This is a genomic window from Chryseobacterium sp. YIM B08800, assembly GCF_026163565.1.
Lineage (GTDB): Bacteria > Bacteroidota > Bacteroidia > Flavobacteriales > Weeksellaceae > Chryseobacterium.
On record NZ_JAPDKN010000020.1, the window covers coordinates 1 to 17,409 of the forward strand.

The window sequence follows — 17,409 nt, forward strand, 5'->3', positions numbered from 1 at the left end:
CTCATTCAGATAGACTTCTTTTTTTAGATAAACAAAGGCATTTCATTTAACAAAGAAACACAATAGTTTAAATATTAGGCATTTAAAGTTTATTCAGAATGCACAGCGGGTTAATTTTTAATTAAATTATTAACGTAGAGTTTGCCATTCCGTAGGAAACTAGATCTCAAAAATGAATCAAACAATCCTCACCGAGAGTCCTACTGAATGACAAAATGAATATTTTAAGTCTCAACAAAATATTAAACAATAAAACCGTCAGAAAATCTCTGCCGGTTTTATCTTTATATGAAGAAACTAATTTAAAAGTCTAAAGTAATTGAAGCCCTTACCGCTGCGCCCATAATCGGTCTTGCCATAATCGTTCCGTCACCAGATGGAGATCCAGCTCTTGGGTCACCTTCTGTGATTCCGATGGTGTTGAAGATATTCGTTCCATCAACCGCAAATCTGATTTTTCCCAATTGATAAGAAGTTCCTGCTCCTACTTCTGAGAATGATGGTAATGTCTGCGCATTTTTCTCATCCTGGAAACGTTTTCCGTAATAATTTACACTTGCATACGCTCTCCATTGCTTTGTGATATTCACAGCCGGAGCAATATTAAAGTAAAACTTAGGCATTCTTCTTACCGTGTTGTCATCATAATTAAATGTCGTTCCATCTGCATTGTTTCCTACAAAATCTTTGTATTTCGGATTTTGAATAGTTCCGTTGAAAGTTACTTCCAACAAATTATTAAACAATCTCGCATAACCTTCCAGTTCTACCCCAAAATTGATGGTGTTGGCAAATTTATTTTCTGAAGTTCCATCAGAGAAAACATCGGTAAACGATAGGTTTTTCAACGTAGAATAGAACGGGATCACTGCAATATCAAACGTTCTTGAGTAATATTTATATCCAACTTCCAACTGATTGGTCGTTACTGGTTTTATCGCTGAAAGATCCGTCATATTATTGTAATACGCTTCTTCATTCGGAGATCTGAAACCATTAGAAAAACGAGCATAGACTGCGTTTTCTGAATTAATTTTATAATTTAAAGCCGTTGTAAAAGAAACTCTGTTGACATCATAATTCCAATAGGTGAATTTATTTCCCAAAACGGACATGTTATCATCTGCGGTGGTCGTTAAGAAACTGTGTGTTCCGTCTGTTGTTAAACCTGAATTATTTAAATTTCCGGAAGTAGTGTTTACCCCATAACCTTTGTAGAAGTCACGGCTGTAACGAATTCCTCCGTTGAAACTTAATTGATCAGTGATATTGTAATCTAAGTTCGCATAAAGATCATTCAAACTTCCCTGAACCTGAGAATCTCTCAACAGGAAAGACATTTCTGTAACTCCATTATATGTTTTAGAATACCCTGTACTGCTTGGCGTAAGAGAAGTATCAACTAAATTTAACAACTCAGGATTGTCTGAAGCAGTTGCTAAAATATTGCTCCAGTTCCAGTTTTGATGAGATTTCCAGTTAGATTTATAGAAACCTGCCGTTACATTTCCTTTATCAAATTTATAGCTGAACTGTAAATCATTTACAAAATTATTCATCTGTTTATCAATCGCCCAGAAACCTAATTTCTGAACAAAAGCCGGACTCATAACCGCTCCAGAACTTACGGAAGAATATTGGAAATTGTTCCCCGTAATTCCATAACTTCTCGCAAAATCTGCAGCCGAAGTTGGTCCTCCCGAAGGGAAAATTCCGGTATAATTCATATTGATATTGGTGTATCTTGTTTTATTTAAAACAGAGAAATTTCCTCCCAGATCATATTTAAATTCAGCTCCTAAAACATCAACTTTAGGATGAATTCCGTCTTCTAAGTTTCTGCTGAAAAATCCTCCACCCGCTTGTGGAATATTTAACTGACTGATATTTCTGTAGCTGTACGTTCCATAATTGGCATCAAAACCAGCAAATTCTTTAAGGTCATTTCCATTTTGCACCAAAGGAATCGGAAGAAAGAAGGTGTTTCTGTCGTCTAATTTTTTGTAATACACTTTAGCGTACCCTTTATCGAAAACATATTTCAGGTTCATTCTGATTTGTCCGCCCTGATTAGCCTTAAAACCAGTTTTTCTGATTCCGTCATCTGTTCTGTAAAAACCTCCTACATTAAAAAACAATTTATCCTGAACCAAAGCTCCGCCAACATTCACATCAGTACGCATCAATCCGTAAGTACTGGTTTCCAGTTTTGCCGTTCCTTTGAAATCATTTCCGCCTTCCTTGGTAATAAAGTTGATCAAACCACCAGGAGAATTTGTTGCAAAAATAGATCCTGAACCTCCTCTTAAAGCTTCCAATCTACTTACAGAATTATCTACACGGAAAAAATTATCGGCATTTGCAAACTGTAAAGCTCCATCTTCAAAAACCGGAAGACCATCTTCCTGAACCTGCACAAATTCATATGCTCCAGCTGAAGGAATTCCTCTTGCAAAAAGGTTATTTCCTACTTCACCACCCGAAGTCTCAACCGCAAAACCGGGAACTCTTTGCAACAAAGCTGCTGCACTGATCGGGTTTTGTTTCTGAATTTCCTTGGCACTAAAAGTAGAAATTGCAGTACTGGATTCTATTTTCTTTTTAGGATTTGAGTTTCCCGTTATCACCACCTGATCAATAGATGCAGTTCTTGTAGAATCCTGTGGAGTTTCCTGAGCATACGTATTATTGAAATAAAGCGTAGCAATTCCGGCAAGCAAAAAAATTGATTTGTTTTTCATAGCCCAATTGTTTTTATATAGTTTGTTTTTAATTTTGTTTTAATTTAAGATAAACACCGTTTGTCCATCCAAAACCGTCCTGATTGGGATATTCTCCTCCACCTGCAACAGTTTCTATATCTAAAGCATTGTATTTTTCCATCAATTTTCCGGTATTTCTATAGACCCTTTCAACGTTTGAAGACCAGTTGGTTTTAATTTTTTCAGCTAAATCATTAAAGCCATAATTCTTCATCGATTTAAAACCCAACCATTGATAAGGCGCCCAAGCATTAGGAAAATCCCATTGCTGACCGGAATTTTTGGTCGTAGTAACCAATCCACCTTGATAAAGAAATTTCTCTTCAATATTTTTAGCAACCGATTTTGCTTGATCTCCACTCGCCAAACCAAGAAATAAAGGATAAAGAGCTGCAATATGCTCAGACGAAGTTTTTATATTTTTTTTCGTGTGATAATCTTTATAAGTTCCAGAGTTTTCATCCCAGAAATATTTATCGATCATCTGTTTTCTGCCTGTCGCTCTTTCTGAATAATACTTTTCTTTTTCAGATAAATTTTGAAGCGATGAAGATCTTACTAAAGTGTTTTCCAAATGCCATAAAAGGCTGTTTAGATCAACCTGAGCAAGATCTAAAGTTTCAATTGTCTGAATTTTATCTCCGTCTACAAACCATCTGCTTGAAAAATCCCAACCCGATTCACAGGCACTTCTTATGTTTCTGTAAAATTCTTCACCTGCATTTTCACTATCTTCAATATCAATTAAATAACTTTCGGGACGCGGTTCGTTTTCTTCGTCGAAATACCTGTTTAAAATATCTCCATCAATAGTTTTCAGCACTCTTTTTATATTTGAACCGTTCTCCAGATCTTTTTCACCATTCATCCAGAATGCGTATTCTTTTTCTAAAGTATCGTAATATTTGATGTAAATATTTTCAACTTTCGTTGTTTCAAAAAGCAAATCAAGCATTAACGAAAAATACGGAGGTTGAGAACGACTTAAAAAATGAGTTCTGCTCGCATTCGGCACAAAACCGACAGTCTGAATTAAATAAGAACAGTTTTCAATGATATTTTCCATCATTTCTATTCTTCCGGAAGTTTGCAAACCCAACATGATGAAGTAGCTATCCCAATAAAAAAATTCGTTGAAACGCCCTCCAGGAACAACATAAGGCTTTGGAAGTTTTAGCAAAGTTCCCTTTTCTTCGTAAGCTGTTCTGGTCAATTCATCCCAAAGTTTTTCGATATGCTCATCAATCGGTAATTGTGTTTCTCTTGTAATTGAAATTTTAGTTCCCAAAAAATCGAAATTAGAAAGTACAAATTGTTTTAAATCAAAACCTGCTGCCTTTTTTTCTTTTTCATATTTAGAATTAATTTCGACAACAGAAAATAACGGAACCGCATCTGTCATTGTTTTTTGGTCTTCAAAAATTTGTAACCTTTGAACCTCATCAAAAAGCGTCTGAATTTCGTTGATGTATAGTTGATTATTCATCTTTATTTTTTAGGATTTATTTTTAATTTATTCATGATAATTGCAGAAACAATCAGTAGCGAAAGCGGAATTAATGAAAGATAAAACGCCTGTTGCCCACTGAATTCCTGAAATACAAAACCGGTTATGATAGAACCTACCGTGCCTCCGATTGCAGAGAAAACGACAATTAAACCAGCCATTGCGCTGTGTAAATATTTTGGAATCGATGCTAAAATCACAGAATTGATACTCGGATAAATCGGAGCCAACAATCCGCCCATTAATGGAAATAAATACACGACGAGCGGAGCATTGAACCAATTGGTATTTGTATTAATATGAATATTATGAGTTAATGGTAAGACCAAAAGAATGCTTATTGCAAAGCCAACAACACAGAAAGAAACAACATAGATCCAGCTGAATTTCTTAGAGAAAAAGCCCGATAAAAATCGTCCTAATGCAAAAGCTCCCGCTAAAACTGCTCCTGCCTGAATAGACATCGAAGTCGGAACTTTTAAAATTTCTTTATAAAAAGTAGGCGTCCAAGTTTGGAAACTTTGCTCCACCAAAACAAAAAGGAAAGCACACAGCAAAAAGAACAATACTTTTTTGTAACTGAATAAACTGATGCTGTTTCTTAAATCTCCAAGCAAATCGGTTTTCTCACTTTTTGCATCACTTTCATCGAGCTTAGTAAAGAATAAAAACAAAAATGATAAGGTAGAAACTCCACCCAAAACCCAATAAACATTAAGCCAATGCGTAGATTTAGGATCATGATCATCAATAAAGAGACTGAATAAAACATTTCCTGCTAAAACTCCAATCATAAAAAAACCTTCCAGATATCCCATAAAGCTTGAATGTTCTTTATCTGTATTGGTTACCAATCCGATTGAGGTGAAAACTGAAATCTTAATTAATGCAAAAGAAATTCCCACAATGGTAAACAGCAATTTAAAAAACCAGAAATTATTGGCAAAAGGCATCACAAAACACATACAACTCACCAAAAACAATGCAATCAACATTGATTTTTTAATCCCGATTTTTGGTAAGAACGAAGCTAAAATAAATGAGCAAATCGCAATTGGCAAATCTTTGAAACCCTCCAAAACACTTGCAGAAGATTTTGTAATTCCGAAATTTTGCTGCATCTGTAAAATAACCGTTCCTACCGAATTCAAAAGAATTGCAAAAACGAAATAGTTTAAAAACAGAACCGCCTTGATGTTGAAATTTTTCATTAATTAATTTCTTGGTGGCTAAGATAGAAGCATTCAGGTTAACGTTAATTTAACATAGTAAATGAATATTTGAACTATATTAATATAATTCTTATTTTAGACAACAAAAGAAGGTTAATTAAATGAAAGTTACATTTGAACGAGTGATTCCCAATGAAAAAAGTTCTTTCCGAACAATCCACAACAATTCTCCTATTTCAGAATTCAAATGGGAGTATCATTACCATCCCGAAATTGAGCTTGTCTGCGTACTTTCCGGGAGCGGAACACGCCACGTTGGTTATCATAAAAGCAATTATACCAATGGTGATCTGGTTTTGATCGGTTCAAATATTCCGCATTCCGGATTTGGTTTAAATTCTATTGATCCACATGAAGAAATTGTACTCCAGTTCAAACAGGAAATTTTGCAGTTCCCGGAACAGGAAGTTGAAGCGAGATCAATCAAAGACTTACTGGAACTTTCTAAATATGGTATAAAATTTCACCGAAAAATAAAAAAAGGAATGATTCCAAAACTGAGGCTGATGCTGGAATCCGAAGGTTACAAAAGATATTTACTATTGCTTGAAATCCTTTTTGAACTCTCACAATCTAAAGACTACGAACTTTTGAATAACGAAATTATGCCTTACACCATTATTTCAAAAAACAAAACGAGGCTTGAAAATATTTTCACATTTGTAGAACACAATTACGACAAAGAGATCAATATTGAAGATGTCGCTAAATTGGCAAATCTTACACTTCCGGCATTCTGTAATTTCTTTAAAAAGGCAACTCAGATCACCTTTACAGAGTTTGTGAATAGATACCGTATCAACAAAGCATGTTTATTAATGGCGCAGGATAAAAGTATTTCTGAGTGCAGCTACAATTGTGGTTTTAACAATGTTACTTATTTTAACAGAATGTTTAAAAAATATACAGAAAAAACACCTTCAGAGTTTATGAAAAATTTTTCACACAATAAAGTGAATGTAGATTTGAAGGTTGAAGAAACTAAAATAAAAATTGGATTTTAAATTGTGGATAACTCTGTGGATAAAATTGTGGATAACTTTCCACTATTACAAGTTATTGATTATAAATAACATAAGTTTAAAAATTACTAAGATAATATTTTCCTCATTGTTGATAACCTATAAAGATATCAACAATTTTCCACAAGATCTATTTCTATTAAATACAAGATGCAGCGACGATAGAGAATTAATTATGAATTTATAGCGATATTATTCAATCTTACACCTCCTCTTCTCTATTATTTCTTTTTAAACCCGACTAAAGAATTTGTATCCCGGTATTGCATATTTTTTTATTGATGACAAACGAAAAAACACATTCAATAAAGTTAGAGCCTTAATTTTAATCGTCTTATCTATTTTAATAAAACATAAAAATATATTCAAAAGACATCTTGAGAATTTATTTTAATAAAAATTAAATATGATTTTAAAATTGAAAAAACTTAAAATAAAATCAGCTTTTAAATTGTGGATAATGATGTGGATAAAATTGTGGATAACTCAAAAACATTATAAAATATCAATTTAGAAGCTATCTAGATAGGTTATTTAAAAAAATAATAAGACTCTATATTGTTAGTAACTTATGAAGATGTTAATAGTACTATCTAAAAACAACCTCCATCTATGGAAAGTACAATTACAATAAAGAGATCAATATGAAGTTCTCAACCAATTGATCAATCCTACATTTTTTTAAGCGGTTCAAATTACATTTACACAGCAAGTACACCGATACGATACAACAAAATACATCACATATAACAAAGGATAAAAGCACTTCAGAATCAACAATACAACTCTATATATCAAAAACTTAAAGCTTTTAACAATCCGCAAAAGTGAATTTAAATGACGTCTTATGAACATACAACAATTTAAAAGCTGAAAACGATTCTAAAATTAAAACTAAATTTTAAACATATTTATCAACAATAAATTGTGGATAAGCCTGTGGATAACTTTATGGATAACATTAAGCCTAATCAACAACAGACTACTTATCAATTAGATAAAATTAAATTCTTCAATTGAAATTAGAAAAAAAATAATCAATTCTAATTTTTATTAAATTTTATAAATTCAAGATTTTCAGAAAGTTGATAAAAAAAGGAAATTTTTATGCTAAAATAGTTGTGGAAACTATGTGGATAAAATTGTGGATAACTCAGAAACATTCTGATTACCAATAATAAAACAAAAAAAAGCTATCCCCAAAAGGACAGCTTATATATTATTTGCAAGAAAAATTAACCTGCAACGATCAACTTTAAAATTATTTCCACTTTATATTGCAACCCATGCTCGGTCTCTGAATTTCTTCCTGAGGTTCACCGATTAAAAGATTTTCAAAAGCGATAATTAAATCTTCTCCAGTCACTTCTTTATGATTTCCAGGTCTTGAATCATCCATCTGCCCTCTGTAAATAAGGTCTAATTTATCATCAAAGAAAAAGAAATCCGGCGTGCAAGCTGCATCGTAAGCTTTTGCAATTGCCTGGCTTTCGTCATATAAATAAGGAAAATCAAATTTTCTTTCGATTTGAAACTCGATCATTTTTTCCGGAGAATCTGCAGGATATTTTTCTACGTTATTAGAATTGATCGCGATAAATTCAATTCCTTCCTCATTATAATCTTCATACAGTTCTGTCAACTTATCAATAATGTGAAGCACAAACGGACAATGATTACACATAAAGATAACCAACGTACCTTTTTCACCTTTCAAGTCGTCTAATGACTGAACTTCATTGCTTTTAGAAGGATTTGGAAGTTCAAAAAACGGAGCTTTTGTACCTAACGCCAACATATTTGAGGGAGTATTCATATCTTTTTTTATTTATCCACAAAGATAAAGATTTCTTTTCTTATCTAAGAGAGAAGCCAGAAGATGGATGATGGAAGTTTAAACAGTTTTTTTGAAAAAAATCAATCAATCGAGTTAGACTATGTAATCTATCTATTTTTACAATAATATTAAAATTTTCTCTTCAAGCTCCCATTCTTGCAGCATTCAGTAAATGATAATAGTTCTTCAAAGAATTACCTTAAAAATTAAATTTTAAAATTTGTTTGGAAGATGTATTTAAAAGTTTGTAGTTTTGCTAACACTGTTAGTAAATAAAATCATGGGCTTACATGAACGTCGTCAAAGAGAAAAAGAATCTATCCGTGCAAATATTTTGCAGGCAGCATTCACTTTGGCTAAAACTGACGGTTGGGCATCGCTTTCTATTCGTAAAATAGCTGATGCGATTGAGTACAGCGCTCCTGTTGTTTATGATCATTTCGAAAACAAAGAAGCGATTTTATATGAAATTTCTATCAACGGATTTCATTGCCTTCAAATAGAATTATTAAAAGCTCAGAAAAAATACGAAAGTCCGGAAGATCAGTTGACAGCAATTGTAGATGCTTATTGGAATTTTGCCTTTAAGAATAAAGAATATTATCAATTAATGTTCGGTTTGGGAATGCAGTGCAGCGGAAAAGGATTAATGAAAGAAGAGTTTTCTTCTTTTCAGGATATGATTTTCGACTGTACTTATGAAATTATCAAGAAAAAAGGATCAAATGAAGACAGTGCTTGTCACTCTTCTCATGCTTTGTTTTCTGCAGTTCATGGATTGATTTCTATTATGATGATGAGAAATGATGATATTCCTTCAACAATGAACAAAACTACTTTAGACGAAACAGTTTCGGCTTTTATTAAATCTTTGTAAATTTTTTTTGAACTAAAAATTAACACTGTTAGGAAAAGTAACACGAAACAATTAACATAATTTAAATTAAAAATAAAAGACCTTAAAAATGAAATACGATTTTTTCACATTATTTCTTGCCATTTTTTTTCATTCTCATTAACACTGTTAAGAAAAATAACACCAAAAACCAATCAAACCAACTTAAATCAAAAATTGTAATCATGGAAATGACAATCTAAACCACCAGTTAAAATCAGGTTATTTTTTTGACTTCTCAATTAACACTGTTAGAAAATATAACATGATTTAAAATAAAAAACAACATTACTTAAATTAACAATTCATTAAAAAAATAAAACTTAAAATGAAAACAACTGCAAAAGCAAAATTAATCGTACTTATATCAAGTATCATTTTTTTACAAAATTGCACAAAAGCGGCAGAAGGCACTAATGCCGCTCCACCCGCTCCAGAATTGCCAGTTTATACCGTTACTACATCTCCAGCGACAATATATCAGGAATTTCCAACAGCATTGGAAGGAAAAAACAATGTGGAAATAAGATCTCAGGTTGACGGATATTTAGATAAAATTTATGTAGAAGAAGGTGCTTATGTAAGAGCCGGACAAGCCTTATTTAAAATAGATTCTAGAGCTTACGGAGAGCAGATGAATATGGCCAACGCCAATTTACAGGTTGCCAATGCCAATATTCAGAAAGCAAAAGTTGAGGTTGACAGACTGGAACCTCTTGTATCTGCAAAAGTAGTTTCTGAAGTACAGTTGAGAACAGCAAAAGCAAATTACGCAGCAGCCGTTGCAGCTGCTTCACAAGCAAAAGCTTCAGTTGGCGGAGCAAAGATCAATGTAGGATTTACAACGATTACAGCTCCTGTAAGCGGTTACATTGGAAGAATTCCTTATAAAAAAGGAAGTTTAATTTCAAGAACAGACGCCAGTCCGTTGACTTTATTATCAGACATCAGCGAAATTTATGCGTACTTCTCTTTAAGCGAACTTGATTTTATTGGTTTTCAGAAAAAATATTCGGGAGCAACTTTAAACGAAAAACTTAAAAATATGCCGATGGTAGATCTAGTGATTGCCGACAACAGCACCTATCCCGAGAAAGGTAAAATGAGCATTGTTGACGGACAGTTTGACAAAACTACAGGAGCGATCAGTGTTCGTGCCGTTTTTCCAAATGCGAACGGAGCTTTGAGAACAGGAAATACAGGTAGAATTCGCATGCCACAATTGATGTCGAATGCATTGATCATTCCACAGGAATCTACGTTTGAAATTCAAGATAAAACGTACGTGTATGTTGTTGGAAATGATCAGAAAGTGACCAGTAAACCCATTACTATTTCAGGAAAAACTGAAAACTATTACTTCATTTCTGATGGTGTAAAAGCAGGTGAAAAAATAGTTTATGTTGGTTTAGGTAGCTTAAAAGACGGCGTTTCCATCAAATCAAAAAATATTTCTTCTGATAGTCTTTTGAAAGCAAGACCATTATAAAAACCGTTTAAATTTTAACCACAAAAGTCACAAAAGATTTTTTTCCTGTTTGAAAAAGTAGAATGCTAAAATTTTAAAGTTCACAAAAACGAAGATTTAAGATTTTCAAAACTAATGTGTTCTTTTTAAAAACAATACTTAAAACTTAATGTGACTAATGTGTTTAAAAACTATTGTGTCTTTTGACTTCGTCGAATCTTCGATTTGTGGTAAGAACATAGTTTAAACAACATTAAAAAAATAAACTTCTTATGTTAAAAAAATTCATAGATAGACCGGTACTTTCTACGGTTATCTCCATCATACTTTTGCTACTGGGAGCGATGTCGGTTTTCAACCTTCCGATTACGCTATTTCCCGATATTGCACCACCGAGTGTTCAGGTGACGGCATTTTATCCGGGAGCGAATGCAGAAGTTGTTGCCCGTTCCGTGGCAGTTCCTATTGAGGAAGCGGTGAACGGTGTTGAGAACATGACCTACATGACCTCAAATTCAAGTAACGACGGATCTATGACCTTGAGTGTATTTTTCAAGCAAGGTTCAGATCCTGATAATGCTGCGGTAAATGTTCAAAACCGTGTTTCAAAAGCCATGAGTCAGCTTCCACAGGAAGTTGTACAGGCAGGAATCTCGACTCAAAAAGTTCAAAACAGTATGATTATGTTCATGGGACTTTCGAGTAATGACCCGAAACAATACGATGAACTTTTCTTACAAAATTATTTGAAGATCAATGTAATTCCACAAATACAACGTATTCCTGGAGTTGCTCAGGCTCAGGTTTTCGGAACGAGAGATTACTCGATGAGACTTTGGCTGAAACCAGACAGATTGGCTGCCAATAATCTTTCTCCACAGGAAGTTTTGAATGCTGTAAAAGATCACAATCTTGAAGCTGCACCTGGACGTTTGGGACAAGGAAGCAAGGAAACTTACGAATATATTTTAAAGTATAAAGGTAAATTAAACAAAAACGAAGACTACGAAAATATTGCCATCAAATCGAACAGTGATGGTTCATTTTTAAGATTAAAAGATGTTGCAAGAGTAGAATTCGGTTCTTATACTTACACTGCAGCGAACAGAGTTGATGGAAAACCGGTTGCAGGTTTTGCGATTCTTCAAACAGCTGGTTCAAATGCCAACGAAATTTTAACTGATATTGAAAAGCAGGTTGAACAGATGAAGCCTTCGCTTCCAAAGGGAGTTGAGCCAATTATCATGTACAATTCTAAAGACTTTTTGGATGCCTCAATTCATCAGGTTGTAGAAACTTTAATTATTGCGTTTATCTTGGTATTTATTGTAGTATTTATTTTCCTTCAGGATTTCAGATCTACATTAATTCCTGCGATCGCTGTTCCGGTAGCAATTGTTGGTACATTTTTCTTCCTTCAATTATTTGGTTTCAGTATCAATATGTTGACATTATTCGCATTAGTTCTGGCAATCGGTATTGTGGTGGATGATGCGATCGTCGTCGTAGAAGCCGTCCATTCTAAAATGGAACAGACCGGAATGCTGGTTGAAAATGCAACAACACATTCCATGAGTGAAATTTCCGGAGCGATTATTTCGATTACATTGGTGATGTGTGCCGTGTTTATTCCGGTTGGTTTTATGCAAGGTCCTGCAGGAGTTTTCTACAGACAGTTTGCCTTTACTTTGGTGATTGCAATTTTGATTTCTGCGATTAATGCATTGACATTAAGTCCTGCTTTATGTGCTTTATTATTAAATGATCCTCAGGGAGAACATGGTGAACACGGTCAGAAAAAAGGTTTTGGAGCAAAGTTTTTTAATGCTTTCAACAAGAGCTTTAATAACATGACCAAAAAATATATTTACAGCCTTAAGTTTTTAATTAAAAATAAATGGGTTGCGGTTACAGGTTTAGCAGCAATCACAGCAGCAAGTGTTTTCTTGATCAATAAAGCTCCTACAGGATTTATTCCTACAGAAGATCAGGGATTTGTTTTGTACGCAGTGAACACGCCACCAGGAAGTTCATTAGACAGAACACACAAAGCAACTGAGCAAATAGATAAAATTATCAATGGTGAAAAAGCAAAAAATCATCTTTGGGTTGCCGACGGGATGAATTTCATCAGTAATGCCAACGCTTCACCGTATTCTGCAGGTTTTATTAAACTGAAAGATTACGAAGATCGTGGCGAAATGAAAGATCCAGATCAGATCGCAGCAGCTTTAACAGGAAAAGTAGCACAGGTAAAAGATGCAAACGCATTCTTCTTCAACTTCCCTACCGTACAAGGTTTTGGTAACGTTTCAGGTTTTGAATTTATGTTACAAGACAAGACTAATGGCTCTTTTGAACAATTGGGAATCAATACTCAGGTTTTCATTGGAGAGTTGATGAAACGTCCAGAAATAGCTTTTGCCTTTACAACCTACGCAGCCGGAAATCCTCAATATACAATTGATGTTGATACCGATAAAGCCAATCAGTTAGGAGTTTCTATTACAGAATTGATGCAGACGATGCAGATTTATTACGGAAGTAGTTTCGTTTCAGATTTCAATAGATTCGGTAAATATTACAGAGTAATGGCTCAAGCTGATATTCCTTACAGAACCGACGCTAATTCTATGGAAGGAATTTATGTTAAAAATAAATCGGGCGAAATGGTTCCTGTAAAAACTTTGGTAACGTTAAAAAGAACCTTCGGACCAGAAACGGTTTCAAGAAACAACTTATTCAACGCCGTAACCATTAACGGAACTCCAAAACCTAGTTACAGTACCGGAGACGCCATTAAAGCGGTAGAAGAAGTTGCTCAAAAATCACTTCCAAGAGGTTATGGTTACGAATGGACCGGAATTACCCGTGAAGAGATCAAAACCGGTGGACAAACTGCTTTTGTATTTATGCTAAGTATTTTGTTCGTGTATTTCTTATTAGCAGCTCAGTACGAAAGTTACATCCTTCCGTTTGCCGTTATTTTAACTATTCCTACAGGGATTTTCGGAGTATTTGCTTTCACAGGATTAGCCGGAATTGACAATAACATTTACGTTCAGGTCGGATTAATCATGCTCGTCGGATTGTTAGCTAAAAATGCAATCCTGATCGTAGAATTTGCCGTTCAGCGAAGAAAAGCAGGCAAAACGTTGATTGAATCAGCACTTCAGGCTTCAAGATTACGTTTAAGACCCATTTTGATGACTTCATTTGCCTTCATCATCGGTATGCTTCCATTGGTTTGGACTCAAGGTGCAGCAGCAAAAGGAAATCACTCTATCGGAATCAGTACTGTTGGTGGAATGTTTACAGGAGTTGCCTTCGGGATTTTCATCATTCCGGTGATGTATGTTATCTTCCAATATTTACACGAAAAAATGCCGAGCAGAAAACAAAAAAGACTTCAAAAACAAAAACTGGAGGAAGAACTTTTGGCAACCGCACATTAATAAAAAATGATTACAAAAACTTTGAGAACGTTTTTTAAAACTAAAGTTTTAAACGCAAAGAATTAAAAACATACTATTTATTAAAGGAGCAAAGAAATGCGACAAGTCGCTCATGAAGCTGGAAAAATTAATAAGCAAGCTTCGTAAAATCAATTTTAATTGATAAAACTTTGCTCCTTAAAAATAGTAAGAATTTAAATAAAACTTTGCGTTAAAAAAACTTAGAATCATTAAGCAAAATATTCTCCTACTAAAGACATTTTGCTTAATCTCAAAGTTTTGTGATCAATTTAAATATAAAGATTTATGAAAAGAGTAAAAAATATAATCATCGCTTTTGGGATCGCATTAGGTGCAGTTTCCTGTATACCAAAATTGGCATATCAGGAAACAAAACCCGAACTTCCCGAAACATTCAAATACACCGCGACCGCAGACACTGCAAGCGTTGCCAACTTAGAATGGAAACAGTTTTTCAACGATCCCATTTTACAGGATTTAATTGAAAAAGGAATTAAAAACAATTACGATCTACAAATTGCCTTAAAACAGGTCGCTTCTTCACAAGAAAAACTGAAACAGGCAAAATATCTTCAATATCCTGATGTTGGTTTCGGAGTTTCAGCACAAATTTCAAAGCCTTCAAAAAACAGCATGAACGGACAAAGCTTAAATTTATTTTTAGGTCAAAGTCATGTTGAAGATTACAATGCTGCATTCAATTTATCTTGGGAAGCAGACATTTGGGGAAAAATTAAAAACCAGCAGGAAGTTTCAAAAATGCGGTATCTGCAAACTTATGAAGCAACAAAAGCAATTCAAACACAAGTTGTTGCGGCAATTGCTCAAGGTTATTATAATTTGTTGATGCTTGATAAACAATTACAGATCGCAAGATCAAACTTAGATTTAAGCACCAATACCCTTTCTCTTACTGAAAAATTGTGGCAAAGCGGTGATACGACTTCTTTGGGAGTTCAGCAGGCGACTGCTCAAAAGCAATCGACAGAACTTTTAATCACTCAGTTAGAACAAAACATTGCGATTCAGGAAAATGCTTTAAGTATTTTGGTGGGTGAAAATCCAAATAAAGTCAACAGAACCATTGAAATGTCTGACACTTCTTTACCACAGGATATTTCTGCGGGACTTCCAGCAGCGATGGTGAGTCGTCGTCCTGATGTTCGTCAACAGGAATTGGTTTTATTGGAATCAAATTCTTTGGTAGGAATTGCGCAGGCAAATATGTATCCTGCATTGAAAATCACAGCAAACGGAGGCGTAAATTCATTTAAAATCGATAACTGGTTCCAAATTCCAGCATCTTTGTTCGGTTCTGTTTTAGGTGGATTGACTCAACCTATTTTTCAGAAAAGACAATTGAAAACAGATTTGAATGTTGCTAAAATTCAACGAGAGAAAAACGTATTAGCATTCCGTCAATCAGTTTTAAATGCCGTGGGTGAAGTTTCTGATGCTTTGGTTTCTAATGAAAGTTTAAAAGTTCAGGAACAGAAAGCAACAGAACAGGTAACAACTTTAAAAAATGGAATAAAAAGCGCCGAAATGCTTTACAAAGGCGGAATGGCAAATTACTTAGAAGTGATCACAGCTCAGGGAAATTCTCTACAGGCTGAACTGAATCTTGCGTCTGTAAAAAGACAGAGATTAAGCAGTATTGTAGATCTATACCGAGCTTTAGGTGGCGGTTGGAAGTAGTAAATTTAATTATATTGTTAATGAAATGCGGTCTTTCGGGGCTGCATTTTTTATATGAATACATTTTGAACCATTAAGGATTAATTAAGGAGTTAAGAAATATTAAGTTTAGCCTCGCTTTTAGGCTCATTGTCTTTCAAATCTATTTGATTTTTCTTAATTCAACTTAACTTCTTAATAAAAATCTTAATGGTATAAATTTAAACGCAAAGTTTTTATTTAAAAACGTAGAATTTTAAGAAACAAAGATTGGCGACAAAGTCGCTGATAAAGGTAGCTTCTTCAGAATCAATAAAATTGATTACATTCTTTGCTCCTTAAAAATATTCAGAATAAAAATAAATCTTTGCGTTAAAAAAGAAATTACTTTTGAGTTTGCTCATTAATATACCCAATCAACCCATCAAAATCCTCTTGAGAATATCCTAACTGTAAATAATGAATATCATCTGCTTTTCGATACCAAGTCAGTTGACGTTTTGCATATCTTCGGCTGTTTTTCTTAATTTCAGAAATAGCAAATTCCAAATCCCATTCTTCATCAAAATATTTAAATAATTCGGAATATCCAACGGTGTTCAAGGCCGTCAAATATTTGAATTTTTCTAAGCTTTTTGCTTCATCCAACAAACCTTTCTCCATCATGATATCCACCCTCCTATTGATTCTGTCGTATAATTCTTCTCTCGGAGCTTCAATTCCAATTCGAATCGTTTGAAAATCTCGTGAATCTTGTGAAATCGCAATTAATTCAGAATACTTCTTATTCGTCTGCCAAATCACATCAATGGCACGTAAAAGTCTTCTATGATTGTGAAAATCTACAACCGAAAAATATTCAGGATCGAGTTCTTTCAACATTTCCTGAAGCTTTTCAATGCCTTCATTATCCAGAATTTCCCGTAATTTAATTTGATTTTCTTCATTGGCTTCAGGCAAATCATTCAAACCTTCGATCACCGCTTTTTCATACATCATACTTCCGCCAACCAAAATGACAGTATCATATTTTTCAAAAAGTTCGTTGAGTTTTTTTAAAGCATCTTCTTCGTATTGTCCGATCGAATAATACTCTTCAACCGAAAGATTTCCAATAAAATGATGAGGTGCTTCCGCCAATTCTTCTGCAGATGGAGAAGCCGTCCCGATGATCATTTCCTTAAAAAACTGGCGCGAATCGCAGGAAACAATTTCTGTACTGAAATGTTTTGCTAAATCAATGGCCAATCTTGTTTTTCCAATTCCGGTAGGTCCTACAACAGAAATCAAATTTTTATTTTTCACTTTGCAAATTTACGAAAAATGAGCCTTTATTTTTAACCACAAAATACTTTAAAAGAATGATTCAATTGAACCATTAAGAATAATTAAGTGGTTAAGTTTAATTAAGAAAAATCAAATAGATTTTTAAAAAGTATTATTTCTAAAAGTTGCTCATCTTAATATTCTTCACTTCTTAATTAAAATCTTAGAGCCTGTTTAAAAAAGTAATAATAAAAAAGAGTAAGGGCT

Annotated in this window: 10 protein-coding genes; 5 read left to right on the top strand and 5 right to left on the bottom strand. The window is 33.9% G+C overall.

What is annotated here, in order from left to right:
• Positions 1 to 302 precede the first annotated feature (302 nt).
• Genes OEW74_RS09320 through OEW74_RS09330 form a run of 3 tightly spaced genes read right to left on the bottom strand, consistent with a single transcriptional unit; the run spans position 303 to position 5,480 of the window.
• Positions 303 to 2,741 carry a TonB-dependent receptor gene (locus tag OEW74_RS09320; protein ID WP_265428210.1) on the bottom strand — a complete coding sequence of 813 codons (2,439 nt, stop codon included), beginning with the start codon at positions 2,739 to 2,741 and terminating at the stop codon, positions 303 to 305.
• A 28-nt stretch (positions 2,742 to 2,769) separates the two neighbouring features.
• The gene (locus OEW74_RS09325) at positions 2,770 to 4,248 is read right to left on the bottom strand and encodes a trehalase family glycosidase (protein ID WP_265428211.1); all 1,479 of its coding nucleotides are present in this window, start codon (positions 4,246 to 4,248) and stop codon (positions 2,770 to 2,772) included.
• 2 nt (positions 4,249 to 4,250) lie between these two features.
• Positions 4,251 to 5,480: an MFS transporter gene (locus OEW74_RS09330; protein WP_265428212.1), complete on the bottom strand. Its 1,230-nt coding sequence runs from the start codon at positions 5,478 to 5,480 to the stop codon at positions 4,251 to 4,253.
• Positions 5,481 to 5,602: 122 nt separating this feature from the next.
• On the opposite strand from OEW74_RS09330, the gene OEW74_RS09335 reads away from it, so the two are divergent.
• Positions 5,603 to 6,505, top strand: coding sequence for an AraC family transcriptional regulator (locus OEW74_RS09335; protein WP_265428213.1), 903 nt, complete (start codon positions 5,603 to 5,605; stop codon positions 6,503 to 6,505).
• A gap of 1,279 nt (positions 6,506 to 7,784) precedes the next feature.
• On the opposite strand, the gene OEW74_RS09340 is transcribed toward OEW74_RS09335, so the two are convergent.
• Complete coding sequence (locus OEW74_RS09340; RefSeq protein ID WP_265428214.1) at positions 7,785 to 8,339, bottom strand: thioredoxin family protein; 555 nt, start codon at positions 8,337 to 8,339, stop codon at positions 7,785 to 7,787.
• 301 nt (positions 8,340 to 8,640) lie between these two features.
• On the opposite strand from OEW74_RS09340, the gene OEW74_RS09345 reads away from it, so the two are divergent.
• The 4 genes from OEW74_RS09345 (at position 8,641) to OEW74_RS09360 (ending at position 15,897) form a co-directional block, all read left to right on the top strand.
• On the top strand, positions 8,641 to 9,237 hold the full coding sequence (locus OEW74_RS09345) for a TetR/AcrR family transcriptional regulator (RefSeq protein WP_265428215.1): 597 nt from the start codon (positions 8,641 to 8,643) through the stop codon (positions 9,235 to 9,237).
• Positions 9,238 to 9,583: 346 nt separating this feature from the next.
• Positions 9,584 to 10,744, top strand: coding sequence for an efflux RND transporter periplasmic adaptor subunit (locus OEW74_RS09350; RefSeq protein WP_265428216.1), 1,161 nt, complete (start codon positions 9,584 to 9,586; stop codon positions 10,742 to 10,744).
• A 251-nt stretch (positions 10,745 to 10,995) separates the two neighbouring features.
• Entirely contained in the window at positions 10,996 to 14,178 is a 3,183-nt protein-coding gene (locus tag OEW74_RS09355) for an efflux RND transporter permease subunit (protein ID WP_265428217.1), read from the top strand.
• A 306-nt stretch (positions 14,179 to 14,484) separates the two neighbouring features.
• Positions 14,485 to 15,897, top strand: a complete 1,413-nt coding sequence (locus tag OEW74_RS09360; protein WP_265428218.1) for an efflux transporter outer membrane subunit — start codon at positions 14,485 to 14,487, stop codon at positions 15,895 to 15,897.
• A gap of 363 nt (positions 15,898 to 16,260) precedes the next feature.
• On the opposite strand, the gene miaA is transcribed toward OEW74_RS09360, so the two are convergent.
• Positions 16,261 to 17,181 carry a tRNA (adenosine(37)-N6)-dimethylallyltransferase MiaA gene (gene miaA / locus OEW74_RS09365; RefSeq protein ID WP_265428219.1) on the bottom strand — a complete coding sequence of 307 codons (921 nt, stop codon included), beginning with the start codon at positions 17,179 to 17,181 and terminating at the stop codon, positions 16,261 to 16,263.
• Positions 17,182 to 17,409: the final 228 nt, after the last annotated feature.

Excerpts from the sequence above, each read along its gene's own strand:
- OEW74_RS09320 (WP_265428210.1), bottom strand. The coding sequence starts at position 2,741 with ATGAAAAACAAATCAATTTTTTTGCTTGCCGGAATTGCTACGCTTTAT.
- OEW74_RS09325 (WP_265428211.1), bottom strand. The coding sequence starts at position 4,248 with ATGAATAATCAACTATACATCAACGAAATTCAGACGCTTTTTGATGAG.
- OEW74_RS09330 (WP_265428212.1), bottom strand. The coding sequence starts at position 5,480 with ATGAAAAATTTCAACATCAAGGCGGTTCTGTTTTTAAACTATTTCGTT.
- OEW74_RS09335 (WP_265428213.1), top strand. The coding sequence starts at position 5,603 with ATGAAAGTTACATTTGAACGAGTGATTCCCAATGAAAAAAGTTCTTTC.
- OEW74_RS09340 (WP_265428214.1), bottom strand. The coding sequence starts at position 8,339 with ATGAATACTCCCTCAAATATGTTGGCGTTAGGTACAAAAGCTCCGTTT.
- OEW74_RS09345 (WP_265428215.1), top strand. The coding sequence starts at position 8,641 with ATGGGCTTACATGAACGTCGTCAAAGAGAAAAAGAATCTATCCGTGCA.
- OEW74_RS09350 (WP_265428216.1), top strand. The coding sequence starts at position 9,584 with ATGAAAACAACTGCAAAAGCAAAATTAATCGTACTTATATCAAGTATC.
- OEW74_RS09355 (WP_265428217.1), top strand. The coding sequence starts at position 10,996 with ATGTTAAAAAAATTCATAGATAGACCGGTACTTTCTACGGTTATCTCC.
- OEW74_RS09360 (WP_265428218.1), top strand. The coding sequence starts at position 14,485 with ATGAAAAGAGTAAAAAATATAATCATCGCTTTTGGGATCGCATTAGGT.